This window comes from Actinoplanes sp. NPDC048796, from assembly GCF_040650035.1.
In the GTDB taxonomy this organism is placed as follows: domain Bacteria; phylum Actinomycetota; class Actinomycetes; order Mycobacteriales; family Micromonosporaceae; genus Actinoplanes.
This window is the reverse complement of the sequence record NZ_JBEZGO010000010.1, coordinates 1-26,588: the sequence shown is the minus strand read 5'-3', so window position 1 is coordinate 26,588 and position 26,588 is coordinate 1. Positions and strand designations below refer to the sequence as shown.

At 70.9% G+C, this 26,588-nt stretch carries 19 protein-coding genes; 15 read left to right on the top strand and 4 right to left on the bottom strand.

What is annotated here, in order from left to right; translation table 11 throughout:
• The first annotated feature begins 6 nt into the window (after nt 1-6).
• The 3 genes from AB0C26_RS33065 to AB0C26_RS33055 are packed head-to-tail and all read left to right on the top strand — an operon-like array spanning nt 7 to nt 5,572.
• Nucleotides 7-945, top strand: coding sequence for a MoxR family ATPase (locus AB0C26_RS33065; RefSeq protein ID WP_360255581.1), 939 nt, complete (start codon nt 7-9; stop codon nt 943-945).
• On the top strand, nt 945-2,117 hold the full coding sequence (locus AB0C26_RS33060) for a VWA domain-containing protein (RefSeq protein ID WP_360255578.1): 1,173 nt from the start codon (nt 945-947) through the stop codon (nt 2,115-2,117). The genes AB0C26_RS33065 and AB0C26_RS33060 overlap by 1 nt, the downstream gene beginning before the upstream one ends.
• Nucleotides 2,114-5,572 carry a tetratricopeptide repeat protein gene (locus tag AB0C26_RS33055; protein ID WP_360255575.1) on the top strand — a complete coding sequence of 1,153 codons (3,459 nt, stop codon included), beginning with the start codon at nt 2,114-2,116 and terminating at the stop codon, nt 5,570-5,572. Before AB0C26_RS33060 ends, AB0C26_RS33055 begins: the two co-directional genes overlap by 4 nt.
• Nucleotides 5,573-5,648: 76 nt before the next feature.
• Here the strand turns inward: AB0C26_RS33055 and AB0C26_RS33050 are convergent, their stop codons facing one another.
• Genes AB0C26_RS33050 through AB0C26_RS33040 form a run of 3 tightly spaced genes read right to left on the bottom strand, consistent with a single transcriptional unit; the run spans nt 5,649 to nt 8,583 of the window.
• Nucleotides 5,649-6,131: a CoA-binding protein gene (locus AB0C26_RS33050; RefSeq protein ID WP_360255572.1), complete on the bottom strand. Its 483-nt coding sequence runs from the start codon at nt 6,129-6,131 to the stop codon at nt 5,649-5,651.
• Entirely contained in the window at nt 6,128-7,420 is a 1,293-nt protein-coding gene (locus AB0C26_RS33045) for an O-acetylhomoserine aminocarboxypropyltransferase/cysteine synthase family protein (protein ID WP_360255569.1), read from the bottom strand. The genes AB0C26_RS33050 and AB0C26_RS33045 overlap by 4 nt, the downstream gene beginning before the upstream one ends.
• The gene (locus AB0C26_RS33040; protein ID WP_360255567.1) at nt 7,417-8,583 is read right to left on the bottom strand and encodes a homoserine O-acetyltransferase; all 1,167 of its coding nucleotides are present in this window, start codon (nt 8,581-8,583) and stop codon (nt 7,417-7,419) included. The genes AB0C26_RS33045 and AB0C26_RS33040 overlap by 4 nt, the downstream gene beginning before the upstream one ends.
• A 90-nt stretch (nt 8,584-8,673) precedes the next feature.
• Here AB0C26_RS33040 and AB0C26_RS33035 point away from each other — a divergent pair, with 90 nt between their 5' ends.
• From AB0C26_RS33035 to AB0C26_RS32980, 12 genes are all read left to right on the top strand, one after another.
• Nucleotides 8,674-9,222, top strand: a complete 549-nt coding sequence (locus AB0C26_RS33035; protein WP_360255564.1) for an OsmC family protein — start codon at nt 8,674-8,676, stop codon at nt 9,220-9,222.
• Complete coding sequence (locus AB0C26_RS33030; RefSeq protein ID WP_360256089.1) at nt 9,191-10,450, top strand: NAD(P)-binding domain-containing protein; 1,260 nt, start codon at nt 9,191-9,193, stop codon at nt 10,448-10,450. The genes AB0C26_RS33035 and AB0C26_RS33030 overlap by 32 nt, the downstream gene beginning before the upstream one ends.
• Before the next feature lie 63 nt (nt 10,451-10,513).
• Nucleotides 10,514-10,864, top strand: coding sequence for a thioredoxin family protein (locus AB0C26_RS33025; RefSeq protein WP_360255562.1), 351 nt, complete (start codon nt 10,514-10,516; stop codon nt 10,862-10,864).
• Between the two features lie 31 nt (nt 10,865-10,895).
• On the top strand, nt 10,896-12,557 hold the full coding sequence (locus AB0C26_RS33020) for an FGGY family carbohydrate kinase (RefSeq protein WP_360255560.1): 1,662 nt from the start codon (nt 10,896-10,898) through the stop codon (nt 12,555-12,557).
• Between the two features lie 3 nt (nt 12,558-12,560).
• Nucleotides 12,561-14,660, top strand: a complete 2,100-nt coding sequence (locus AB0C26_RS33015) for a hypothetical protein (RefSeq protein ID WP_360255557.1) — start codon at nt 12,561-12,563, stop codon at nt 14,658-14,660.
• A 35-nt stretch (nt 14,661-14,695) separates the two neighbouring features.
• Nucleotides 14,696-16,537: an MBL fold metallo-hydrolase gene (locus tag AB0C26_RS33010; protein ID WP_360255555.1), complete on the top strand. Its 1,842-nt coding sequence runs from the start codon at nt 14,696-14,698 to the stop codon at nt 16,535-16,537.
• The gene (locus AB0C26_RS33005) at nt 16,534-17,553 is read left to right on the top strand and encodes a LacI family DNA-binding transcriptional regulator (protein WP_360255553.1); all 1,020 of its coding nucleotides are present in this window, start codon (nt 16,534-16,536) and stop codon (nt 17,551-17,553) included. Before AB0C26_RS33010 ends, AB0C26_RS33005 begins: the two co-directional genes overlap by 4 nt.
• Before the next feature lie 68 nt (nt 17,554-17,621).
• Nucleotides 17,622-19,547, top strand: a complete 1,926-nt coding sequence (locus tag AB0C26_RS33000; protein WP_360255550.1) for an ROK family protein — start codon at nt 17,622-17,624, stop codon at nt 19,545-19,547.
• On the top strand, nt 19,544-22,174 hold the full coding sequence (locus AB0C26_RS32995; RefSeq protein WP_360255548.1) for a glycoside hydrolase family 38 C-terminal domain-containing protein: 2,631 nt from the start codon (nt 19,544-19,546) through the stop codon (nt 22,172-22,174). Before AB0C26_RS33000 ends, AB0C26_RS32995 begins: the two co-directional genes overlap by 4 nt.
• A gap of 190 nt (nt 22,175-22,364) precedes the next feature.
• Nucleotides 22,365-23,741 (top strand): extracellular solute-binding protein, encoded by a 1,377-nt coding sequence (locus AB0C26_RS32990; protein ID WP_360255546.1) that lies wholly within the window; start codon nt 22,365-22,367, stop codon nt 23,739-23,741.
• A gap of 5 nt (nt 23,742-23,746) precedes the next feature.
• Nucleotides 23,747-24,661, top strand: coding sequence for a sugar ABC transporter permease (locus AB0C26_RS32985; protein WP_360255543.1), 915 nt, complete (start codon nt 23,747-23,749; stop codon nt 24,659-24,661).
• Complete coding sequence (locus AB0C26_RS32980) at nt 24,661-25,578, top strand: carbohydrate ABC transporter permease (RefSeq protein WP_360255541.1); 918 nt, start codon at nt 24,661-24,663, stop codon at nt 25,576-25,578. The genes AB0C26_RS32985 and AB0C26_RS32980 overlap by 1 nt, the downstream gene beginning before the upstream one ends.
• On the opposite strand, the gene AB0C26_RS32975 is transcribed toward AB0C26_RS32980, so the two are convergent.
• The gene (locus AB0C26_RS32975) at nt 25,560-26,399 is read right to left on the bottom strand and encodes an MFS transporter (RefSeq protein WP_360255539.1); all 840 of its coding nucleotides are present in this window, start codon (nt 26,397-26,399) and stop codon (nt 25,560-25,562) included. The two genes, AB0C26_RS32980 and AB0C26_RS32975, sit on opposite strands and share 19 nt — an antisense overlap.
• Nucleotides 26,400-26,588 lie beyond the last annotated feature (189 nt).

Sequence of the window (26,588 nt, the reverse complement as noted above, 5' to 3'; positions counted from 1 at the left end):
GTCGACGTGTACGTCCGCCGCGCCATCGACACCTCGACCCGTCTCGAGCCGGGCACCCCGCCGGCCACGCGGGATATCGAGGACGCGTCCACGCCGCTCGAGGCACCCGAGACACGTACCGTCTCGCCGGAGCCGTACCTGCTGACCGGTGACCTGTGCGAAGCCGTCAACATCGCCATCACCTTGGGCCGTCCACTGCTGGTGCAGGGCGACCCGGGCGTCGGTAAGACCCGCCTGGCGCACGCCGTGGCGTACCGTCTGGGCCTGCCCTTGGAGCAGGCGCACGTCAAATCCACCAGCCGGGCGCGCGACCTGCTGTACACCTACGACGCGGTCCGCCGTCTCGCCGACGCGCAGCTGAGCGGCATCCTCAAGGAGAAGCTTCCCGAGCCGGAGACCTACGTACGGCTAGGCCCGCTCGGACGCGTCATCGCCCGCGCGCAGCTCGGACGGCGCTCGGTGCTGCTCATCGACGAGATCGACAAGGCCGACCTCGACTTCCCGAACGACCTGCTCCGCGAGCTCGACGAGTTGCGGTTCGAGGTCGACGAGGTCCCTGACATCGCGTACGCGGTGCCGGCTGGCCGAGCTGACCTCCGCCCGATCATCATCGTCACCAACAACGAGGAGAAACAGCTGCCCGGCGCGTTCCTGCGCCGCTGCGTGTTCCACTATGTCCGGTTTCCCGAGGACGACCTCGACGACATCCTCGACATGCACGGCATCGCCGACGACGAGGTTCGCGACAATGCCATCGACACCCTCCTCGAGCTCCGCAAACTCGACCTGACCTACAAGCCCGGCCTCAGCGAGCTCCTCGACTGGGTCGAGAGCATGCGCCGGGACGAGGTCACGGCCGAGGAGATCGCCGGACTGCCGAAGCTCGGTTCGCTGGTCAAGAACTACGACGACCAGGTGCGGGTGGAGAAACGGAACCGGGCGTAATGGCCGGCCCGATGCCGGCGTTCGCCCGCGACCTCGTGGACCGGCTGCGCCGGCGTGGCCTCCGGCTCGGCGTCGACGACTGCGTGACGCTGCGGACGGCTCTGGCCGCCGGTCACGGCCTCCACTCGACCGAGGCGCTCGGTGCCCTGTGCGTGGCGCTGTGGGCGACCTCGCGCCGCGATGCCGAGATAATCACCTCGACGCTCCACCTGGTCGCACCGCCGGACTGGTCGCTGGAGCCCCTGGAACGAGTGGCCGGCGAAACCCGCCCGGCGGCGGAGATCCCCGTGGAGTCGCCCGCGGGCCGGGAGCTCGAGCCGGTCCCGGACGCCCGAGAAGCGGATCTGGACGTCACGCGCCCGGCGTTGCGCGGAGGCGGAGCCGACCCACCCCGGTCGGGACGACCGGCTCCGTACCTCATCACCCGCCCGCAATATCCGATGTCGGAGCGTGAGATTGCCCAGGCTTGGCGACGGTTGCGCCGCCCGAGCCGGCACGGCCCCCGCACCGAGCTCGACGTCGAGGCCACCGTCGCCCGGTACGCGAAGACCGGGGTGGTCACCGCGCCGGTGCTGATGCCGCGCCGGATCAACAGCGCGCGCCTGCTCCTACTCATCGACCGGCAGGGCTCCATGACCCCGTTCCACAACTTCGTCGACCACGTGACCCGGTCGATCGTCCGCGCCGCCCGGCTCGACTCGATCACTATCGGCTACTTCCGCAACTCGCTCGGCCGCAGCCCCGACCGGAGCACCATGGCCGACCTGACCGACCCGCTCGCCGTCGAGCTCGACACCATCATCGACCGCATCCCACCCCTGACCAAAGGCTGGATCTACGACGACCCGGATCTCACCCGGCGCCGGCCGGCGCGCAAAGTGCTCGACACGTTGACCGCGGGGGCCGGCGTCGTCATCGTCAGCGACGCCGGCGCGCAGCGCGGCTCGCTGGTCGCGACCCGCATCTTCGACGCGGTCGCCCTGGGCCTGGCGGTGAACGCGCGGCGGGCCCGGGTCTGCTGGCTCAACCCGCTCGCCACCGACCGCTGGGCCGAGACCTCGGCCGCGCAGATCGCCCGCCACATCCCCATGTTTCCGCTCGACCGCGACGGCATGTACGCGGCGGTCGACGTGCTGCGCGGACGGCCGGTGTCCGTGGCGGCGCCGCTGTGAGCCCCACCGCCGGCGCCCGGGCCGCCACCCGCCTGACCGAGGCCCGCCGAACCCTGCCGCCGGGGGCGATCGAACTGGCCTGCCACGCGGCCCTCCCGGTCGTGATCGACCCGCCTTTCCTCAACCTCCTACGGATCAACTTCTTCGTGGACCCACCCGACGATCTGCCCTGGACGGTCGAGGCTGACCTGCTGGCGTCGCCGCTCGTTCGCGAACTGGGCGGCGAGCTCTTCGAAATCGACGAGGACCTGCGCCGGTCGCTGCTGGTGAGCCTCCGCACCCGATACGGCAGCGAGCGCGTGGAACAGGTCGCGCTGCTCCTCGAGCGCTACTGCGACCAGCCCGGCGTCTGGGGTGGTCAGCCGTATCTGGCTCAGGCCCAGAGGCTGACCGTCGCCGGAATTCTGGACCCGGCCGGAGCGGTCAGCTGGCTCGACGACCTCCAGGCGGACGGGACATCATCGGTCGAGCTCTCCTCGGACTGGATCGTCGCGATGCGCGGCCGCCTGACGGCCCAGCCGGCCCCCGGCATCACCTTGAACGACGAGATCGCCGAGGCCGCCGAACGCCTCCGCGCGGGCGATCCGTCAGCCCGCGCGGATCTCACCACTCTGGAACTCCTCCCCGGAAGTGACATCGAGGCCGTCCGCGCCGCCCGGGAAGTAGGCGTGGCAACTTCCCCGAAGCAGCTTCACTTCGGCCACAACTTCCCGCGCCTGGATATCAGCTGGGGGACGGAAGGCGGCGACCATGAACTTTCCGGTACCGTTCTGCGAACGTCGGGAATTGACGATTTTGGAATAATGTTGCGTGCGTCCTTCAATAATGACGGCGACGGCGTCTATGTTTCAGTCATCGGGATCGACCCGGCGCTCCAGATCGCTCTGGTCCACAAGTCCTCGCCCGGAGATCCTGATGTGCCGCGGGAATCTCTGAACACCTTCTACTGGCACTTCTCTTTCGAGGCAGCCAGAGACAAGCTCTCGCGGCATGCCCATTTGCTCGATCGTGAAGGCCCCCTGCCTTTCCGTAATATTGCTGTTGTCAGCGATGCGCCGATCGACTTGGGCTGGCTCGACGGTCAGTTCATCTTGGTCCCGGAGTCTTCTTCTGAGGCTGACTGGAACCTGGTCCTTGATGAGCTCAAAGCCCTCATGATCAGTTACGGAACGTGGAGTGGGAATATTCGGGTCGCCTTGATCGGGGTTGACTATTCGGTAATTTTCTCGCCAACCGAAGAAAACGCCGGCGCGGAAGACGCGCGATTGCGGAGCCTTCAGCAGACTGTTGACCGGCAGCGGCTGCAGGTCTCCAACGACCGCGATTTCCGCAAACTGGCCAGAGACCTCGACGCGCTCGCGGATGCGCTCGCGGCGAACGGGCGATACGGCGAAGCGGCGAACGCGGCCGGTGAGACGGTCGGCGTGCAACGAGGACTCAGCGAGCGTGAACCCGGCAATCTTTCCCCCCTCGCCACGGCGCTGACCGAACTCTCGGAATACCTGACGGCGGCCGGCCGATACTCCGAGGCCCTCGCCGCGAGCAGGGAGGCTGTCGATCTCCGTCGCCGGCTTCAGCAAGACGGTGACGACGACCTGGGCTCGTTGGCCAGGGCACTGAACACCCAAGCTCACGTCCTCGCCGCGGTCAGCCGATACGCCGAGGCTCTCGCCGCGAGTGAAGAAGCCGTGCACCTGTATCGCCTTCTGCGCTCCTCCGGCCCCGATCTGGCCGTGGTCCTGAACGTCCGGTCCGAGCTCCTCGCCTCGGCAGGACGTCGGGAGCAGGCGCTGAGCGACAGCGTGGAAGCGACGTCGATATATCGAGAACTTGCCGAGAGGGATCGGTGGGAGCACCTTCCCGGTCTTGCGGCTACCTTGACGAAGTTGTCGCGAAACCTGGAGTCGGTAGGGCGGTTGAGGGAGGCGCTGGAGGCCGGCGGGGAAGCGATCGCTCTGCATCGTGAACTGACCCGGCGGAATCGCGACCTCTATGCGCCCGGGCTTGCTTCGGCGCTGAGTGAATGGTCGCACCTTCTGGCTGTAGTGGGCCGTCGCGACGAAGCTCTCGCCTTCAGCGAAGAGGCCGTTGAGGAACAGCGCCGCATAGTCGATGTCAAAGGAGAGGTGCACCTGCCCGGTCTCGCCGCGGCGTTGAGCAATCTCTCGCGGCTGCTCGCGGACGCCAATCGTATGGAGGAGTCGCTCGCGGCATGCGTCGAAGCTGTCGCGCTGTTCGAGGAGATCGACAGCCTGTCCGGGTTGACGGGTGAGTTGAAGCACCTGGAAGCCCTCTATGCAGCGCTGGGCCGGTCGAGTGAGGCGGCGGCGGTGCGTAGCCGCCGCGACGTCTTGGCCGCAGGGCGGGAAGAAAGCCGGCCTGTTGTCACCGCGACGGCCCGGCATGCGGACTTCGACACCTCGAGGGACGCGGTGGTGTTCGTCCCGGGGATCGGCGGCAGCGAACTCGTCGATGCCGCGAGCGGGCGAGTGCTGTGGGGATCTGGGACCGGCAATGCTGTTCGCTTCGTCCGGGGCACCACTGAACGGCTGCTCGTCACCGATGAGGACAGGGCCGGGGACATCAGCCGAATCACGGCCGGCCGCCTGATTCGGTCGGGTGTGGTTCTTCCCGGCGTGGTCGACCTGGACCCGTACTTCACGTTTCTCGGTGAGATGAGGTCGAGCGTGGCCCATCCCGATGCCCTTCTCAACTTCGCCTACGACTGGCGCCTTTCCGTGGCCCATAACGCGAAGCGGCTCAGCGCGTCAGCCGAATTTCACCTGGCGCGCTGGCGAGCCCACCCGTCCGGCGGTCCGGACGCGAAGTTGACCGTCGTCGCGCATTCCCTCGGCGGGCTGGTCGCCCTGAATTACCTGACGACGTTCGGCGGTGCGCCCTACGTGCGGCGGTTCCTGGCCATCGGCACCCCCTTCCACGGCACGGTGACCGCTGTGACCTCGGTGGCTAGGCATGGCGGCTCGCGCGTTCTCGGCCTGCGGCAGCTCTACCAGTCGATGCCCGCCATGTACGACATACTGCCGGCGTACCGCTGTGTCGACACCGCGGGAGATCTCCGAAGGCTGACCATCGAGGACGTCGTGTCTGTCGGCGGAAGCGGGGAACTGGCCGCGGAGGCGTTCCGTCGCCGGCTCGACCTCGAGGAGAGCAGCGCCTTGCTGGCCGCCGCGGGAACCCAGGTAACCACCGTGGTGGGAATCGGCCAGCCGACGCCGAAAAGTTTCCGAATCGACGGCGGCAGGGTCACCACCTACGAGGGTCGAGGAGATGGCGTCGTGTACGAGGAAGCGGCGACTTTACCTGGCAGTGCCCCGCCGGCCCTCGTGGCTCGACGCGCGGGCAGCCTGACTACCTCCGCCGAGGTCGGCGCGTTCATTCGCGCGTTTCTGACTCGGACGCCGGCGAGACCCCGAGGTGAGCGGCGGGAAGCTTGAGGTGATGGTGCGGGGAGCGTCATCGAGGTGGTCACGCCAGGTGGAATCGCCCAACGTGTAATCCGGCGGCGGAGGATCACTGCAGCCCTGTATGGACCGCGGTGATTCGCTTGGTGTTGAAGCCCAGCCAGTTCATCCGGCCTACGTAGCGGGCGTGTTCGACCTTGAGGCAGCGGTCCATGATGACGGTCAGGCCGCCGTCTGTCGCGGTCTGGGCGCCCTCGGAGCTGATCACGCCGAACTGGCACCAGAGAGTCTTGGCGCCGATCGTCACGGCGTCGGACGCGATCTGCGGGACGGCGCTCGGGGCGCGGAAGACGTTCACCACGTCGACCGGCTCGGGGACGTCGCGCAGGCTCGGGTAGCTGGTCTCGCCCAGGATCTCCGGCTCGCGTGGGTTGACCGGGATGACCTTGTAGCCGTGGCGCTTCATGTAGTAGCCCACGAAGTAGCTCGCCCGTAGCGAGTTGTTCGACAGCCCGACGATCGCGATCGTCTTGGACGTGTGCAGCACCCGCTGGATGTCCTTCACGTCCTGGTACTGCGTCAGGTCGGTCATCGCTTCAGCCCTTCGAAGGCCTGGGACAGGTCCCAGATGAGGTCGTCGACGGATTCGGTGCCGACCGACAGGCGTACCGTGCCCGGGCCGACGCCGGCCGCGGCCAGCTCCTCGTCGCTGAGCTGGCGGTGGGTGGTGCTGCCGGGGTGGATGATCAGGCTCTTGGCGTCGCCGACGTTGGCCAGGTGGGACCAGAGGGTGACGCCGCGGATCAGGTCCTGGCCGCCGTCGCGGCCGCCGGCCACGTCGAACGAGAAGACCGCGCCGGCGCCCTTCGGCAGGTACTTCTCGACGAGCGGGGCGTACTTGCTGCCGGGCAGCCCGGGGTAGCTGACGTTGGCGGCCAGCGGATGGTCCTGCAGGAAGGCGGCGATCGTGAGCGCGTTCTCGACGTGCCGCTCCATGCGCAGCGACAGCGTCTCCAGGCCCTGCAGGAACAGGAAGGCGTTGAACGGGGACAGCGTGCCGCCCAGGTCGCGCAGCGTCTCGGCGCGCAGCTTCATCAGGTAGCCGTACTCGCCGAACGTCTCGTGGAACTGCAGGCCGTGGTACGCCGGCGACGGGTCGGCCACCACCGGGAACCGGCCGTTCGACCAGTTGAACGTGCCGGCCTCGACCACCACGCCGCCGATGCTGGTGCCGTGGCCGCCGATGAACTTGGTCGCCGAGTGGATGACGATGTCGGCGCCCCACTCGATCGGGCGGCACAGGTACGGCGTGGCGAACGTGTTGTCCACGATCAGCGGCAGGTCGTGCTCGTGGGCGATGCCGGCGATCGTCTCGAGGTCGAGCACGTTGCCGCCGGGGTTGCCGATGGTCTCGCCGAAGAACGCCTTGGTGCTGGACTGCACGGCCTTGCGCCACGCGTCCGGGTCGTCGGGGTCGACCCAGGTCAGCTCCACGTTCATCTTGCGCAGCAGGTGCTTGAGCTGGTTGACCGTGCCGCCGTACAGGGCCGACGACGCCACCACGTGGTCACCCGGCTCGAGCAGGGTGAACAGGGCGCCCGCCTGGGCCGCGATGCCGCTGGAGAACGCCACCGCCCCGGAGCCGCCCTCGAGGTTGGCCACCCGCTCCTCGAAGACGGCGGTGGTCGGGTTCATGATCCGGGAGTACGTGTTGCCGTACTCCTGCAGATTGAAGTAGGCGGCCGCCGACTCCGGATCCTCGAAGACGTAGCTGGACGTCTGGAAGATCGGCACCGCGCGGGCGCCCGTGTTGGGGTCGGGCCGCTGCCCGGCGTGCAGCTGCCGGGTCTCGAAACCGAACTCGTGTGCTTCCTCGATCACTCTGACTCCAGGTTGAAAAAGCGGCGGACGATCGGAGTCTGCCGTGCCTCCTCCAGGAGGAAGCAGTCATGGCCGTACGGGGCGTCGATGATGTGCAGTTCCTTCTCGCCGGGCAGGGCGGCGGCGATCTCCTCCGAGGCGAGGGGTGGATACAGCCAGTCCGATGTGAAGGCGATGAGCAGCGCCCGGGCTTTGGTCTGGGAAAGCGCGGCGGCGAGGGAAGCGTGGCCACGAGCCAGGTCGAAATAGGTCAAGGCCCTCGACAGATAGAGGTACGTGTTCGCGTCGAACCGTTTCACGAACGACTCCGCCTGATGGTCGAGGTAGCTTTCGACCTCGAACTCCGGCTGGTCGATCGTGTAGCGGATGTCGTCGGCGAACTGCAGCCGCCGGGCGAACCGGTCCTCCAGCGCCGGCGCGGACAGGTAGGTGACGTGGCCGACCATGCGGGCCACCCCCATGCCGCCGTCGGGCTTGCGGCCGGTGCCGTAGTAGTGGCCGCCCTGCCAGGCCGGATCGCGCCGGATCGACTCGCGGGCGATGGCGTTCCAGGCGATGCCCTGCGGGTGCAGCCCGTGGGTGGACGCGATCACCACGATCGAGTCGACCTGATCCGGGTGGTCGACCGCCCACTGCAGCGCCTGCATGCCGCCCAGGGATCCACCGGCCACCGAGGCCAGGCGCTCGATGCCGAGCTCGTCGAGGAACGCCCGCTGGCACCGAACCATGTCGGCCACGGTGATGACCGGGAAGTCCGATCCGTACGGCCGGCCGGTGTCGGGGTTCGTCGACGAGGGGCCGGTCGAGCCCCGGCAGCCGCCGAGCAGATTCGTCGACACCACGTAGTAGTGGTCGGTGTCGAACGCCTTCCCGGGGCCGATCATGCCGTCCCACCAGCCCAGGGCCTTGCCCTGGGAGCCGTCGCGGCTCTCGGCCGCGAAACCGTCGCGGGTGCTCGCGGCCGGCGCCGTCGCCGAATATCCGGCAGCGTGAGCGTCTCCACTCAGGGCGTGACAGACGAGGATGACGTTGTCACGCTCGGGGGACAGGGTGCCGTACGTCTCGTACGCCACCCGGACCTCACGCAGCTCGCGGCCGCTGTCCAGCGGCAGAGACCCCGGCAGATCAAGGAACTGTGTTTCGACGGTCAAGGGCCTCACCATGCGGGAGATGCTATCTATACGCCGTCTGCGCAGGCCAGTATGTTTGTCGGGAATCCCTATCGGGTTTATGTTCAAAGGGGCAATTGGACCATGACCGTAGTTGACAACGGCGTGAACGTGCAGGCGCTGCTCGACGCCCGCGAGGCGCTCAAGGGCGCCCCCGAGGCCGCCCAGTTCACCTGGCGCGCCACCTCCAAGTGGGAGAAGGGCGTGCACAGCACGGCCACCGTGCAGAAGTTCTTCGGCCTCGGCCAGGAGCAGAGCCACAAGAGCGAGTCGGTCTTCTCGGCCGACCACCCCGAGGTCTTCGCGGCCGAGGACAACGGCATCACCCCGATCGAGTACCTGCTCGTCGGCCTGGCCGCCTGCCTCACCGCCGGCGTCGCCTCGGTCGCGCAGAACCGCGGCATCCAGGTCCGCTCGATCGAGTCCACGGTCGAGGGCGCCCACGACATCCGCGGCATCCTCGGCGCCGACAGCGACGTCCGCAACGGCTTCAACGACGTCAAGGTCACCTTCAACATCGACGCCGACGCCTCCACGGAGGAGATCGAGGCCCTGGTCGCCCAGTCGCAGAAGCGCTCGGCGGTCTACGACGCCTTGACCAATCCGACGAACGTCACGGTCGAGGTCGCCTGAGGCGGGCCGAGTCATCGAACGCGTCACCACTGTCGTCGTCGGGGCCGGTCACGCCGGCCTGGCGGCGAGCCACTTCCTGCGCGGCCGATCGGTCGACCACGTCGTCCTCGAGCGGGGCGAGGTGGCCAACTCGTGGCGGCGCGAACGCTGGGACTCGCTGCGGCTGCTCACCCCGAACTGGCTGAGCCGCCTGCCCGGCCTCGACTACGACGGCCCCGACCCGGACGGGTACATGACGTCGGGCGAGGTCGCGTCCCTCGTGTCGCGCTTCGCCCGCGTCGTCGACGCCCCTGTGCGCACCTCGTGCGAGGTGCTGTCGGTGCGCCCGTCCGGCGACGGCTACCAGGTCACCACCAACCAGGGCGAGATCGAGTGCCGGTCCGTCGTCATCGCCAGCGGCGCGGCGAACATCGCCACAACCCCGGCTTTCCGTACGGAGGTGCCGGCCTCCCTGACGCAGCTGACCCCGCTCGGCTACCGCGGCCCGTCCGAGCTGCCCGACGGCGGCGTGCTCGTGGTCGGCGCCTCAGCCACCGGCGTGCAGCTCGCGGCCGAGGTGCGACGGTCGGGCCGCCCGGTCGTCCTCTCGGTCGGCGAGCACGTCCGCCTGCCCCGGCTGTACCGGGGCCGGGACATCCTGTGGTGGATGGACGCCTCCGGCGTGTGGGACCAGCGCTGGGACGAGATCGACGACCTGAACCGGGCCCGCCGGCTGCCCTCACCGCAGCTGATCGGCTCACCGGCCCGGGACACGCTCGACCTCAACACCCTGAGCGGGCTGGGCGTCGAACTGGTCGGCCGCCTGGCCGCCGTCCGCGACGGGGTGGCCCTGTTCTCGGGCGGCCTGCGCAACGTGTGCTCCCTGGCCGATCTGAAGATGAAACGCCTGCTGGCCGGCTTCGACTCGTGGGCCGGCGTCACCGATCCGGTGGCCTTCGAGCCCACCGCCGTCGCCGCGTCCACCCGCCTCCAGCTCGACCTGCGCGGCGGCGAGATCAGCACCGTCATCTGGGCCACCGGCTTCCGCCCCGACTACAGCTGGCTCGACGTCCCGGTCGTCGACGAGAAGGGCCGCCTGCGCCACGAGGGCGGCGTGGCCGACGCGCCCGGACTCTACGCCCTGGGCCTGCCCATGCTGCGCCGCCGGCGCTCCTCGTTCATCAACGGCATCGAGGACGACGCCCGCGCCGTCGTCGACCACCTGGCCAAGGAGCTCACCGACTACTGACCACGGGAATTTCGTCCTCGGTACGGTGGTTTCGCCGGTGCGCCACGAAAGGGGACAGCACAGATGAGTACGGTGAACCTGACCAAGGAGACCTTCCAGCAGACGGTGACGGGCGACGGCATCGTGCTGGTCGACTGGTGGGCCGACTGGTGCGCCCCGTGCCGCAGCTTCGCGCCGGTGTACGAGAAGGCCAGCGAGCAACACCCGGAGATCGTCTTCGCCAAGGTCGACACGGAGGCCGAGGAGCGCCTGTCGGCCATCGCCGGCATCTCCTCGATCCCGACCCTGATGGTCTTCCGCGACGGGATCATGGTCTTCTCGGAGCCGGGCGCCCTGCCCGGCGCGGCCCTGGAGAAGGTCATCACGGCGGTCGAGGAGCTGGACATGGACGAGGTCCGCGCCAAGCTCTCTTGATCGGATCGCGGGGCTCGCACAGACTGATGCCGTGCCATCAGCGCTCGGCATCGATGTCGGAACGACGAACACCAAGGTCGCGCTGGTCGACGCGGGCGGCCCGGCACCGCGGGTGCGGGCGGTCGCGTCCGCGCCCACGCCGGCGCCGGGCGCCCTGAGAAGGACCCTCCTCCAGTTGATCGCGCAAGTACTGACCGGGAGCGGACCGCCCGGGAGCGGGCCAGCCGGGAGTAGGTCGGCCTGGAGCGGGCCGGCCTGGAGTAGGTCGGTCGATGCTGGGCCGGTTGGGGCTGGGCCGGGACGGTGGGTGGCGGCTGGGGTGTCGCCGCCGGATGTCGTCGGGATCGCGTCGATGGCGGAGACCGGGGTGCCGCTGGACGCGGCCGGGGAGCCGCTGGGGCCGTGGCTGCGCTGGCACGAGCGGGAGGCGGCCGCGGCGGCGGAGGCGCTGGCCGGGCGGCTGGGGCGGGAACAGCTGATCGCGGCTACGGGCGTGCGGCCCAGCGCCAAGGTGCCGCTGGCCAAGCTGGCCTGGCTACGGGAGCACCGGCCGTCGGTGTGGGCGGCGATGGCGAGGTGGTCGGGGGCGGCCGACCTGGCCTGTCTTCAGCTCACCGGACGGCTCGCGACCGACCACACACTGGCCGGCCGAACGATGGCCTACCGGCTGCCGGCGGAGGGGGAGGGGCTCGCCGGGGCGTTCGACCCGGACCTGCTGGCCGAGGTGGGTCTGCGGCCGTCGCAGCTTCCGGCCGTCGTCGCGCCGGGCGAGGTGGCCGGCGTGGTCAGCGATCCGGCGTTCGTCGCCTGCGGGCTGAGGGCCGGCACGCCGGTGGTGGTGGCGGGCCACGATCATCAGGTCGGCGCGTACGCCTGCGGGGTGCGCTCCCCGGGCGACGTGGCCGACTCGGTGGGCACGGCCGAGGCCGTCATGACGCTCGTCGGCGGCCACCCTTCACCGGTCGAGGCCGGCCGGGCCGGAATGAGCGTCGTCCTCACGGTCGAGGGCCGCCACCGGGCCGTCCTGGCCGGTTCTGCCAGCGCGGGCGCCACGATCGCCTGGTGGCTGAAGCACGAAGCCAGGGGCGACGACCCACTCGAAGGCGGCCCAGCGCCTGATGGCCCTCCCGCGCTGGGTGGCCCTCCCGTGCTGGGCGGCGTTCGCGGGCGCCGAGACGCGGTCGTGGGGGCTTCGGATTCCGGCGGCGACCCTTTTGGCGCGGTTGTGGAGCTTGGTGAGGAGCCGACCGGCGTGATTGTCCTGCCTTATCTGGCGGGGCGGCAGACTCCTGTGCCCGATCCGGAGGCCCGGTTACGTGTGGTGGGGCGGCGGCCGGAGCACGGCTCCGTTCTGCTGGGGAAGGCTCTGCTGGAAGGGCTGAGCCTGCACGCGCGCTGGATGCTGGCCGAGCAACTGCGGCTCGCGGCTGAGCCGGTCGCGCCGACGGTCTTCCTCTTCGGTGGGCCGGTTGCGGCCAACCCCGCCTGGGTTCGTATCAAGGCCCGGGTTCTGCCCCGGGGTCTTCGCATGGTGGCCGAGCCGGAGACCGTCGCGGCCGGGGCGGCTCTGCTCGCCCTCGCCCGGGCCGGATTCGGGGACGTGCCGGCGCTGCCGTCCGAGGTCGTGCCGGGCGGGGGCGCCACCTACGACGCGATGTTCGAGCGTTTCGTCGGCGTGGCCGTGGGCCGGTAGCGGATGGAGCTCAGCGAGGGCGAAGGCACGTGGACCGTCGTCGCCGCCGACTACGTCGTGCAGGTGCGCGTCCCGGAGCTGGTCGCGGTGCTCGCGGACCCTGACGGGCGGATCTGGTCGCGGCTCAGCCTGCTCGCCTCCGTGGACCGGGCCGACGTGCCGGACGAGTCCTACGGCCGGCCGCGGGTCGTCGCGCGCCGCGAGCTGTCCGGTCCGGCGCCGCCGGTCGCTGCACGCCGCGAGCCGGTCGCAAGCGCGTCGCGGGCCGCCGCCGGGCGGGAGCCGGCCGAGCTGGGGCGCGAGCCGGGCGAGGTGGAGCGGGAGCCGGCCGAGGTGAGGCGGGAGCCGGGCGAGGTGGGGCGGGAGCCGGCCGAGGTGGGGCGGGAGCCGGGCGAGGTGGAGCGGGAGACGGGCGGGGTGGGGCCGCCGGTCGTTGCCGGCTGGGAGCCGGGCGAGGGCGCGTCGCGGGCCGAGGTGGAGCCGGCGGTTGGGGCGGGACGCGAGGCGGTCGAGGGTGCGCCGCGGGTGGAGATGGCGGAGTTCGAGGTCGTTGTGGCGTCGAGCGCGTGGGAGTTCAAGAGCGTCGTGCTGCGGTGCTTCGAGGATCGGGTCGAGGTTCGGGTTCGGGTACGCGGGGCCGGGCCGCTCGGTGAGGTGCGGCTGCTCGGTGGGCGGGGGACGCTGCCGGACGGGGCCTGTGGTGTGTTCCGGTCGTCGATCGAGTTCGCCTCCGTTTTCGTTCCCGCGCCGGCCGAGCCGGTGCAGTTCGAGCGGCCGGCCGGCAGTGCGGCCTCGCTCGGCGTCGTCGGGGACGCGTCCGCGGGGCGGCTGCACGCGGTCTTCTCGCCGCCGCCGCTGTGTTTCGTGTTCCGGCGGACGGGCGGCGGCGGGGTGCTGAGTGCCGCGCTGGGCGGCGACGTGGCCGATCTTCGGTTTCCGGCGCTGCGCTACGACCCGCTCGACGGTGGCTTCCTGCTGGTGGCCGATTACGAAGGCCGTACGGCAATCGACGGTTTTTTCGAAACCCCGCCGGTGGTTCTCCGGCGTGCCGCCGACCCGTGGACGGCTCTGCGGGAACTGGCGCCGGCCGGGGCCGGCGGCGAACAGGCGGCGTGGTGGCGGGAGCCGATCTTCTGCGGGTGGGGCGCGCAATGCGCGGCCGCGCCGATTCCCGGGCAGCCCACCTCCCATCCGTACCATCTGCGGGACCTGGGTCCGGCCGTGGTGCCGGCCGGGGTGACCACGGCGGTCGCGCTGTCGCGGCAGGACCGGTACGACGGGTGGCTGGCCCGGCTGGCCGACCACGGTGTCGTCCCGGGCACCGTGGTGGTCGATGATCGCTGGCAGCTGGCGTACGGGACGGGCGAGCCGGACGTGACCCGCTGGCCGGACCTGCGGGCCTGGATCGCCGGGCGGCACGCGGCCGGTCAGCGGGTGCTGCTGTGGTGGAAGGCGTGGGATCCCGGTGGCCTGCCGGTGGCCGAATGCGTGACCGACCCGGGCGGCACGCCGGTCGCGACCGACCCGGGCTGCCCGGCCTACCGGGAGCGGCTGGCGGGAATCGTCGCGTGGCTGCTCGGGCCGGACGGGCTGGACGCGGACGGCCTCAAGATCGACTTCACGCAGCGGGCGCCGTCGGGGCGAGGGCTGCGCCGGCCGGGTGCGGAAGCGGGCGCGCCGTGGGGGATCGCGCTGCTGCACCGCCTGCTCGAGACCATGTACCGCGCCGCGAAGAGCGCCAAGCCGGACGCCCTCGTCGTCACCCACGCCCCGCATCCGGGGTTCGGGGACGTCAGCGACATGATCCGGCTGAACGACATCCTCGAACGGGACCCGGCCGGCGCGGAGGTGGCCGCCGCCGACCAGCTGGCCTTCCGGCACGCCGTGGTCAGCGCCTGCCTGCCGTACCACCTGATCGACACCGACCAGTGGCCGATCGCCGACCGCGCCCAGTGGCGGGCCTATGTCGAGGCGCAGGCGAGGCTCGGCGTGCCGGCCTTGTACTACGCCGAGCGCGTCGACAGCTCCGGCGAGGAGCTCACCGCGGACGACCTGATGCTCGTGGCGCGCACGTGGAAGGCGTACCGGTCCAATCCACAGTAGAGGCGGGGCCGATGTGGAATCGATACCATACCGGCATGCCCTTCGCCGAGATCGCCCCCGGCGTGTTCCGGGTCGCCGACACCTGCAACGTCTACGTGATCGCCGATCCCGGTGGCAGCCGGACCGCCGTGGCGATCGACTTCGGGTCGGGCCGGGCCTTCGAGCACCTGGCCGCCATGGGCGTCGACCGGATCACCGACGTGCTGATGACCCACCACCACCGCGACCAGGCCCAGGGCCTGCGGTGGGCCACGGCCGAGGGGGTACGGGTCCACGTGCCGCCGGCCGAGCGGGAGCTGTTCGACGACGTCGAGGAGATGTGGCAGGGCCGCACCCTGCGCAACGACTACAACCTGCGGCAGGACAAGTTCTCCCTGCTCGAGCCGGTGCCGGTGCACGACGTGGTGCCCGAGTACCGGCGCCGGGTGTACGCGGGCACGACCGTCGAGGTGCTGCCGACGCCGGGGCACACGACCGGGTCGGTGACGTACGTGATCGAGCGGGGCGGCCGGCGGATCGCCTTCACCGGCGACCTCATCTACGGGCCGGGCCAGGTGTGGTCGCTGGCCGCGACCCAATGGTCGTACGTGGAGAACGAGGGCCCGGCCATGACCGTGCTGAGCTGCCTCACCCTCGTACAGCGGGAACTGGATCTGCTTCTGCCGTCGCACGGCGAACCGATGGCCGAACCGGCGGCGGCGCTCACGCTGCTGGCCGCGCGGATGAACCAGTACGTGGACTCGCGCCGTCCGTACCCCTGGGATCTGGCCGACTGGCTGGCCAATCCCTTCCTCGAGCTGACCCGCCACCTGTTGCAGAACCGGACCGGCAGCGCGTGCAGCTACGTGCTGATCTCCGGGACTCGGGCCGCGCTGCTGATCGATTACGGATACGACATGCAGACCGGCCTGCCGCCCGGCGGCGACCGGGCCTCGCGCCGGCCCTGGCTGGGCTCGCTGCCGGCGCTGCGCCGGCGGTACGGCGTCACCTCGATCGACGTCGCGCTGCCGACCCACTACCACGACGATCACGTGGCCGGCCTGAACCTGCTGCGCGACGTCGAGGGCACCGAGGTGTGGGCCCCCGAGCACGTCGCGGACATCCTCGAGGCGCCGATGGACCAGGACCTTCCGTGTACGTGGTTCGACCCGATCCCGGTCGACCGGCGGCTGAGGCTGGGCGGGTCGTTCCGCTGGCGGGAGTACGAGATCACCGTGCACGACCTGCCCGGGCACACCCTCTACCAGGCGGCGTACGAGTTCGTCGTGGACGGCGTGAAGGTGCTGGCCACGGGCGACCAGCAGGTGGGCCTGGGCGCCGTCGGCGGGCCCCGGGAAGTGCTGAACTACCAGTACCGCAACCGTTTCCGGCTCGGCGACTACCAGGCCTGCGCGCGGCTGTACCGGGCCGTCGCGCCGCAACTCATGATCTTCGGGCACTGGCCGGCCCGCTGGGTCGACGAGGAGTACTTCGCGCTGGTCGCCCGGGAAGCCGACGAGCAGGACCGGCTGCACCGCGAACTGCTGCCGCTGGACGAGCTCGGCACCGGCCCGGACGGGGTGATGGCGAGGATTGCGCCCTATTACGCGCGAGCGGAAACTGGTGCCGTCCTGCGCCTGCGCGTGACCGTGGTCAACCCCCAGACCACCGTACAGAAGGCCGTGATCAGAATGGTCCTGCCGGTAGGGTGGGTGGCCGTGCCGGACGTGGCGACGATCTCCCTGCCCCCGCGGGGCGAGGACGACGCGGTGATCGAGGTGACGACGGGGTCTCCGCGGCGCCGGGCCCGGCTGGCCGCCGACGTCAGCATCGGCGCCCTCCACCTGGGTCAGCACGCCGAGGCCATCGTGGACGTGTGGGAGAGAGAGGCGACGTGACGGCTGAGGGAGTGGCGCGCCGGGCCACCATCCGCGAGGTGGCCGAGGCGGCCGGGGTGTCCCGCTCCACCGCGTCCCGCGCGCTGACCGGCCACGGCTACGTGGCGCCGCCGGTGCGCGACCGGGTCCGCGCGGTCGCCCACGACCTCGGCTACGTGCCCGACGCGACCGCCCGCCACCTGCGCCGGCAGGCCAGCCAGTCGATCGGCGTGCTGCTGTCCGACCTGAACAACCCGTTCTACGCGGGGCTGGCCGCGGGCATCAGCGCGCAGGCCCGCAAGCGGCAGTACACGATGATGCTGGCCGACGACGGCGGCTCGGCCGGGGTGGAGGCGGAGGCGGCCGAGACGTTCGTGGCGCTGCGGGTCGCGGGGGTCATCGTGACGCCGGTGTCGGCCGAGCTCGGGGCGTACCTGGGCCGGCAGCGGATCCCGGTGGTCGAGGTGGACCGGCAGTTCTCGGCCGGCGTGTGCGACGCGGTGCTGGTGGACAACGGCAGCGCCGCCCAGCGGGTCACCCAGCAGCTGATCGGGATCGGTCACCGGCGTATCGCCCTGGTCATCGACGAGATGCACTGGACCACCGGCCGGGACCGGCTGGCGGGCTATCGGGCGGCCTTCGCGGCGGCCGGGGTGCCGCTGGACGAGTCGCTGGTGGTGACGGCGGGGTGGGACGTGGAGGCGGCCCGGGTCGGCATCCGCGCGCTGCTGACCCGCCCCGACCCGCCGACGGCGGTCTTCGCGGCCAACAACGTGCTGGCCGAGGCGGCGTTCCGGACGGCGGCCGAGCTGGGCCGGTCGATCCCGGGCGAGCTGAGCCTGGTGTCCTTCGACGACGTCCCGTGGATGAGCATGGTGACTCCGGGGGTGACCGCGGTCCGGCAGGACACGGTGGCGCTCGGCGAGGCCGCGGTGTCCCAGCTCATCGACCGGATCCAGGCGCCGCTCGCCCCCGTGCGCACGGTCCTGCTGTCGGCGTCCGTCGTGTCGCGCGGATCGACGGCCCCGCCGGCCTGACTCTTGACCCGTCCCGGGCACTCCTCCTACGCTCGCCGGTGTGGGATCGATCCCATGTGGAGGCCCCGGTGAGTGGTACCGATCTGCTGGCGCCCTGTCCGGGCGACGCCGGGCCGGTGCTGGGCCTGGACATCGGCGGCACGAAGCTGGCCGCCGCCGTGGTCACCGCCGACGGCACGGCGCACGGCCTGGTGACCACGCCGACGCCGCACACCGGCGACTGGCGGGACGCCACGGCGTGCCTGTTCGACCTGGGACACCAGGCTCTCCGCGCGGTCGGCGCACGGGGGATCCGGGCCGTGGGGATCGCCTGCGGGGGGCCGCTCGACGGGCCGTCGGGGATGTTGATGAGCCCGCCGCATCTGCCGGGGTGGACGCGGGTGCCCATCGGGCCGTTGGCGGCCGAGGCGTTCGGGGTGCCGTTCGTGCTGGAGAACGACGCCACGGCGGCCGCGGTCGCCGAATACCGGTTCGGAGCCGGGCGGGGTACGGCAACGATGCTCTACCTGACCGTCTCGACCGGGATCGGTGGCGGCGCGGTGGTGGGCGGGCGGCTGCACCGGGGCGCGGCCGGCAACGGCGGGGAGTTCGGCCACATCATCGTGCGCCGGGGCGGGCGGCTCTGCGCGTGCGGGCGGCGGGGCTGTGTGGAGGCGTACGCCTCGGGAAGCGCGATAGCGCAACGAGCCCGCGAAGCCTGCGGCCGGGAGATGACCGCGGCCGGCGTGACGGCGGCCGTCGCGGCGGGGGATCCGGCGGCGGCAGCGGTCTGGGCGGAGACGGTGGACCTGCTCGGCGCGGCCGTGGCCGACCTGGTCAACGTCTTCGAACCCGACCTGGTCGTGCTGGGCGGCGGCGTCACCCGGGCCGGCGCCATGCTCCTCGGGCCGGTGCGTGAGGTGGTCGCCCGCGAAGCCATGCCGCCGGCCGCCCGGGCCGCCCGCGTCGAGCCGGCCGCCCTCGGCGACCGCGTCGGCGTCATCGGCGCGGGAGTCATCGCCCTGGCCCCGCCACCCACCGGTAGCTCACGGCCCGGACTCGGCAGCACCCACACCGGACCGCCGCGCGCGGCCTCAAGCCCACCGCGGGGCGAGCTCGCGGCCTCAAGCCCACCGCGGGGCGAGCTCGCGGCCTCAAGCCCACCGCGGGGCGAGCTCGCGGCCTCAAGCCCACCGCGGGGCGAGTTCGCGGCCTCAAGCCCACCGCGGGGCGAGCTCGCGGCGGGAGAGTCGGTGGAGGCCGGAACGCCGACCGGGTTCGAGGCCGCGCGAATCGAGGTTTCGGCCGGGCTAGAAGGCGGGCTGGAGGCGGCGCTGGAACGCGGGCTGGAGGCCGGGCTGGAACGCGGGCTGGAACGCGGGCTGGAACGCGGGCTGGAACGCGGGCTGGAGGGCGGGCGGGGGCCGATGGCGCCGGCCATGGTGCACTGGCTGGAGAGCCATCTGGACGAGCACGTCGCCGTGGCGTCGGCGCTGGGGGAGCTGACCGCTGAGATACGGGCGGCCGGCGAGCTCATCTGCCGGCGGCTGGCCGGTGGCGGCACCGTCTACACGCTCGGCAACGGGGGCAGTGCGGCCGACGCCCAGCATCTCACCGGGGAACTGGTCGGGCACTTCAAGCGGGAGCGGCGGCCGCTGCCGGCCGTCACCCTCAGCACCGACCCCAGCGTTCTCACCTGTGTGGCGAACGACTTCGACTACGCCGACGTCTTCGCGCGCCAGATCGAGGCGCTGGCCCGGCCCGGCGACGTCGTGGTCGCCTTCACCACCTCGGGCCGGTCGCCCAATGTGGTCTCGGCGCTGGACACCGCGCGGGCGCGCGGGGCCGCCACGGTGTTGTTCGCGGGCGGAGCACCGGGCGCCGCCCGGGCCGACCGGGTTCTGCTCGTGCCGTCCAAGAGCACCCAGCGTGTCCAGGAGATGCACACCCTGATGCTGCATGTGATCAGCGAGATGGTGGACGCGTGGGCCGCCGGTGAGGAGCCGGGGCCGTGACCGCGCCGATGGCCAACGCGCCCAACGGCGACCAGCCGTCCTGCGGTCCCGGGGCCGAGCGGCCGCTGGCCACCCCGCACCGCACGCTGCACATGGTCGGGCACGCCCACCTGGACCCGGTGTGGCTGTGGCCGTGGCAGGAGGGTTACCAGGAGGCCCGGGCCACCTTCTGGTCGGCCATCCACCGCATGGACGAGTACCCCGACTTCGTCTTCACCTGCGACCAGGTCGTGCTCCTGTCGTGGGTCGAGGAGTCGGATCCGGAGCTGTTCGCCCGCATCCGGGCCCGGGTCGCCGAGGGCCGCTGGCAGCTGACCGGCGGCTGGTGGGTGGAGCCCGACTGCAACCTGCCGGCCGGGGAGTCCTTCGTGCGGCAGGGGCTGTACGGGCAGCGCTACCTCCGCGAGAAGTTCGGCGTCACCGCGAGCGTCGGCATGAACGTCGACCCCTTCGGCCACCACGGCATGCTCCCGCAGATCCTGCGGGGACAGGGCCTGACCTCGTACGTCTTCATGCGCCCCGGACCGCACGAGACCAGCCTCACCGGCACCGCGTTCTGGTGGGAGTCGGCCGACGGTTCGCGGGTCCTGGCCTACCGGCTTCCGTACGAGTACTGCAGCCCGCCGGGTGAGGTGGGCGCGCAGGTCGACAAGGCGCTCGGGGCGGTGCCGCCCGGCGACACGATGATCTTCTTCGGGGTGGGCAACCACGGCGGCGGGCCGACCAGGGCCAACATCGAGAGCATTCACCGGTACGACCGGATGGGGTCCTACGGGCGCATGGTGATCTCCTCGCCGGGACGGTACCTCGACGAGCTGGCCAAGCGCCTGGGCGAGGACGGCCTGGCCGCGCTGCCGGTATGGCGCGACGACCTGCAGATGCACGCGCCGGGCTGCTATTCGGCGCACTCGGGCATCAAGATGTGGCAGCGGAGGGCACAGGCCGCGATCCTGTCCGCCGAGCGCTGGGCGGCCGTGGGATCGGCGCTGTTCGGCCTGGGCGATCCGCGGGCCGACCTGGCCCGGGCCTGGCAGCAGATCCTGTTCAACCAGTTCCACGACGTGCTGCCGGGCTCGGCCGTCGAGACCGCCTACGACGACGCCCGCGACCAGCTGGGGGAGGCCGTCGCGATCGCCAAGCGGGTCATCGCCCGTACCCACAATGTCATCGCCCGTCAGGTCGACATCCCCCTCGAGGAGGGGACGCAGCCGGTGCTCGTCTTCAACCCGCACCCGTGGGAGGTCACCGCGCACGTCGAGTTGCAGTACGGCGCCCAGCCGTCCGGCGTGCACGTCGACGGCGCGCTGTCGCAGCCGATCCAGCCGGTCGCCACCACCGACGACCTCGCCCGCGGGGCGGTCGTCTTCGAGGCGGCCGTGCCGGCGTTCGGCTACCGGCTCTACCGGCTGCGCCCGGGTGCCGTCGCCGTGCCGACCGCGCTGCGGGCCACGGAGGAGGTCCTGGAGAACGACCGGCTGCGGGCCGTCTTCGACCCGGCCACCGGCTGGCTGTCGTCGCTGCTGGACAAGAGGACCGGAGCCGACGTGGTGGCCGGCGCGCGCGGGGAGCACACCGCCGTCAGCCGGGATCCGACCGACACGTGGGGGCATCACGTCCGGTCGTACCGCTGGCCCGGCGCCGTCATGCCGGTCAGCCGGATCGTCCTGCGGGAGGCCGGACCGCTGCGGGCCCGGCTGCGGGTCGAACGCGCGTGGAACTCGTCCACGCTGGTCGAGGAGTTCCTGCTGGGCCACGACGCCGACCATCTCGAGGTGCGGGTCACCCTCGACTGGCGGGAGCGGGCCCACCAGCTCAAGTTGTGCTTCCCGACCACCGTGGGGTGCCGCCGGGCCACGTACGAGATCCCGTTCGGTGTCGTCGACCGCCCGGCCGACGGCGCCGAGAACCCCGCGCAGTCCTGGGTCGACGTCAGCGACGGCCGCGCCGGCCTGGCCGTGGTCGGCGACGCCAAGCACGGGTACGACGTCTCACCCACCGAACCGGCCGGGGTGAGCATCGGCATGACGGCGGTGCGCAGCCCGGTCTACTCGTGGCACGATCCGCGCGAGCTCGACCCGGACGGCTTCTACTCCTATCAGGACCAGGGGCTCCAGACGTTCCGCTACCTGCTCGTGCCGCACGCCGGCGACTGGCGGCGGGCCGGGCTGACCCGCCGGGCGGCCGAGCTGGGCTCGCCGGTGCGGGCCATGCTGGAGAGCTTCCACTCCGGCGCCCTGCCGCCGGCGCAGAGCTATCTGTCGGACGGCGCCGGGCCGGTGATGGTCACCGCGGTCAAGACCCACGAGGACGGAGGGTCCCTGATCGTACGGGCGGTGGAGACCACCGGCCGTACGCACCGGGCCGTTCTCGGCATTCCGCTGCTGGGCCGGACGGTGACGGCCGATTTCGGCCCGCACCGGATCCGCACGTTCCGGGTGCCGTTCGACGGCGGTGAGGTCCGCGAGACCGACCTGATCGAGTGGGACCGGCCGGACGCCGATCCGGTGGAGGCCGGGCCGTCGGCGGCCGCGCCCGGTGGCCGGCGCCGGGCCGAGCCGGACCGCGACGCCTCCGACGCCACTTCGCCCGCCGAACGGATGGCGCCCGGGCAGCGCGGTCGCGTTTAAGGAGCCGCCCACCGGGGATTCTTCGGTCGCGTCCCGGCCAGGTTGTGGAAACGTTGCCATACGCCCTAACGAAGCCTCCAAAGCCGCCCTGAAGTGCAGTGATACACAACGGTAATATTGATGCCTTGTGTGCCCCGTCACGCTGGTCTAGCGTCCGATCTGGGATGGATCCCACATCGGGGAGGCCACTATGGAGAGAAAACGTGCGGCCATAGTGGCCGCCGGCGTCGCCATCGTGCTCGGGCTGGGCACGGCCGGCTGCGAGTCGGGCAGCGGTGACGAGGGTGGCGGCGGTGACGCGGTGACGTTCGACGCCAACGCGTCCGGTGCGCTCAGCGCCTGGGCCTTCGACAACGCCGACGACGTCGGGAAGGCCCGCATCGACTACGCGGCCAAGCAGCTGAACGGCGTCACCGTCAAGATGGACCAGACCGGCTTCGACGCGCAGAAGTTCACCGCCCGGCTGGCCGGCGGCGACGTCCCCGACGTGGTGCAGATGGATCGGGAGTACGTGCCGACCTACGCCGCCCAGGGACTCATCGTGCCGCTGGAGAAATGCTTCTCGGCCCACGACGTCGACCCCAAGCAGCGCTGGTACTCCAACGTGGTGGGCGACGTGACGTACAAGAACCAGGTCTGGGCCGTTCCGCAGTTCTACCAGCCACCGGCGATCATCCTGAACACGACGGTGATGGAAGCCGCCGGCGTCACCCCGGAGCAGATCGACACCTCCAAGCCCGACGTGCTGCTCGCCGCCATCGCGAAGATGTACAAGGCCAGCGGCGGCGTCCCGGCCGTGCTGGGCTTCAACCCGCAGGCCGTCGGCCAGACCTACCTGTGGTTCATCAGCCAGGGCGGCAAGCTCGTGGGCGACAACGGCGCGCCGACGCTCGACGACCCGAGCAACGTCTACCCGCTCGAGACGCTCAAGAAGATCGTCGACGCCCAGGGCGGCTTCGCCAAGTACAAGAGCTTCACCGACGCGTTCGACGTGTTCGGCGACAACAACCAGTTCGTCAAGAACCAGGTCGGGGCCGAGGTCGACGCGCAGTGGTACCCGAACGTGCTGTCGCCGTACAAAGACAAGCTCAAACTCGGCGCGGTGCCGTTCAAAGGCAAGGACGGCCAGCCCGTCACCGTCGCCTACGGCGGCTCCTTCGTGATCCCGGCCAAGGCCAAGAACCCCAGCGCCGCCTGCAAGTGGGCGCTGGCGCTGACCGACGACGGCTCGTGGGACGCGGCGGCCACGGCCCGCGCGGCCACCATCGAGAAGGAGAAGTCGATAAACACCGGCCTGTTCACCGGATCACCCGGCCCGGACAAGGCGATCCGCGACAAGTACGTCAAGCCGAGCGGCAACGCCGGGTTCGACCAGGTGATCAGCACCTACTACGACGTGGTGACCAGCGGCAAGAGCGCCGGCGCGTCACCGGCCGGTCAGCAGCTCAAGCAGGAACTGACGAACGCGATCACCTCGGCCCTGCTGGGGAAGAAGACGCCGCAGCAGGCGCTGGCCGACGCGCAGACGGCGACCATGTCGGCCTACCGCTCGATCGCGGGCGGCTGACGACGGTGGAGCAACTGAAGGCCCGCAAGTACAACCGCCGGGAGGCGATCGCCGGCTACCTGTTCATCTCACCCTGGATCATCGGGTTCCTGATCTTCACCCTGGGCGCGATGATCTACAGCCTGGCCATCTCGTTCAGCCACTTCAACCTGGCCACCAACAAGATGCGGCCGGGCGGGCTGGACAACTACCGGGCCCTGCTGGACGACCCGCGCGTCGCCGGATCGCTGAAGAACACCCTGTTCTTCGCGGTCCTGGCGGTGCCGCTGGAGGTCATCGTCGCGCTGTTCCTGGCCATCCTGCTCAATCGGGCCCGGCGCGGGGCGGGCTTCTTCCGTACGGTCTACTACCTGCCCAAGATGACGCCCGCCGTGGCCACCGCGGCGGTGTTCCTGCTGCTGCTCAACGGCAACAGCGGCGCCATCAACTCGGCCCTGCGCGCCGTCGGGATCGAGGGCCCGCAATGGCTGGTCGACCCGGCCTGGGTGCGGCCCTCGATCGTGCTCATGGCGCTGTGGGGTGTCAGCGGGACGATGGTCATCTTCCTGGCGGCGCTGAAGAACGTGCCCCGCGACCTGTACGAGGTGGCGTCGCTGGACGGCGCGAGCCCGGTACGGCAGTTCTTCACCATCACCCTGCCGATGATCTCCGGTGCGGTCTTCTTCAACGTCATCATCCTGACCATCGCCGCGTTCCAGGTGTTCGACCAGGCCTACCTGCTGTTCTGGCGCGACCAGACCAACGTCGCCCCCGAGTCGTCGCTGTTCTACGCGGTCTACCTGTTCCAGCAGGCGTTCCGCCAGTTCAACTTCGGCTTCGCGGCGGCCATGGCCTGGCTGCTGTTCGTCATCCTGCTGATCCTCACCGCCATCCAGGTCCGGATCGGCAACCGGTTCGTCTACTACGAAGGGGAGCGGTGATGGCGACGACCGCGCCGCCGGCGGCTGTCTCTCAGGCCGGCCCGTCCAGCCTTCCCGGGCCGGCCCGGCCGAAGCGCCGCCGGTCGGCCGGGCAGGTGCTGCTCACGGTGTTGCTGATCGGCTTCGCCGCGCTGTTCCTGTACCCGCTGGTGTGGCTGGTGGCGGCCAGCCTGAAGCCGTCCGGGCAGGTCTTCGACAACGCGCTGATCCCGCACACGTGGCGCTTCGACAACTACGTCGAGGTCTGGAACCAGCTGCCCCTCGTGCACTGGATCTTCAACAGCGTGGCCATCGCCCTGCTCGCCGCCGCCCTGGTGTCGGTCTCGAGCTCGGTGGTGGCCTTCGGCTTCGCCTACTTCCGCTTCCCCGGCCGGAACATCCTGTTCGGGCTGGTGCTGGCGACCATGATGCTGCCGGCCTCGGTCACGATGATCCCGACCTACCTGATCTGGAAGCAGACCGGCCTGCTGGGCACGTGGGTGCCGCTGTTCGGCGCGAACCTGTTCGGCTCGGCGTTCTACATCTTCCTGCAAAGGCAGTTCTTCCTGGGACTGCCCCGCGAGCTGTTCGAGGCGGCCCGGATCGACGGCTCCAGCTACTGGCAGATGTTCTGGCGCATCGCCATGCCGCTGTCGATCCCGTCGTTCATCATCGTGTTCCTGTTCGAGTTCCAGGCGGCCTGGAACAACTTCCAGGGCGCCCTGATCTATCTGAACGCGGGCTCGGTCGAGGGCTTCACGGCGCCGCTCGGAGTGGCCTACGCGATGACGAAATACAGCCCGACGGCGGGCGGACAGGCCGATTATCAGTACGTGATGGTGGCGTCCCTGCTCGTCACCTTGCCCATGCTGCTGCTGTTCAGCTTCGGCCAGCGCTACTTCATCGAGGGAGTGGCCACTCAGGGCCGCAAGGGCTGACGCCGCAGGGGCGAGAGGATCAGGAAGATCGGGGCGAGGGTGAGACCCACCGCGACGGCGGACAGGGTCAGGCGAACGCTCGACAGGGTGGCCAGCGCGCCGCCGAGCAGGCCGCCCAGGGGCAGAAGGCCCATGACCAGGAAGCGCATGGTGGCGTTGACCCGGCCCAGGATCGGCCGGGGTACCACCGCCTGGCGGTAGCTGAGCTGGGTGATGGCGTACACGAGCTGGCCGGCGCCGCCGACACAGATCCCGACGACGAAGAAAGAAAGCCGCCAGCCCTTGTCGGTGAACGGGATGAGCAGATTGAACGGGCTGGTGACGGTGACGGACAACCAGATGATCCGGGCCGGCCCGAGCCACCGCGCGAGCCGGGTGGCGACGGCCGCGGCCACCAGGGCGGCCACCGAGGCGGTCGAGAAGAGCAGGCCGGCGGTGGCGGCGCTGACCCCTACGGTCTCGACGAGGAAGTAGACGTTGAGGGCGTTGGCCGCCACGAAGAGCACGTTGGACAGTCCACTCGTGGCGGCGATGGCTCGTAGCACCGGATCGCCCAGCACGAACCGCAACCCCTCACGCACCTGCCCCACCATCACCCCTCCCCGGGTTGCCCGTTCCCGGGACGGGCGCTCGCGGTCACGCACCTGCCCCGCCGTCTCCTGGTCCTGGGTCGCGCGGCCCTGGGTCGCACGGTCCTGGGTCGCACGGTCCTGGGTCGCACGGTCCTGGGTCGCACGGTCCTGGGTCGCACGGTCCTGGGTCGCACGGTCCTGGGTCGCGCTTTCCTCGGGTGGGCGGTCGCGGTCGTACGCCTGCCCCACCGTCGTCTCGTCCTGGGGTGCGCAATCCTGGGATGCCCCGTCCTGGGACGCGCGGTCACCGTTTGCCTGGTCGCGGTTTGCAGAATTCGGCGAGGGCGAGGGCGAGGGCGAGGGCGAGGGCGAGGGCGAGGGCGAGGGCGAGGGCGAGGGCGAGGGCGAGGGCGAGGGCGAGGGCGAGGGCGAGGGCGA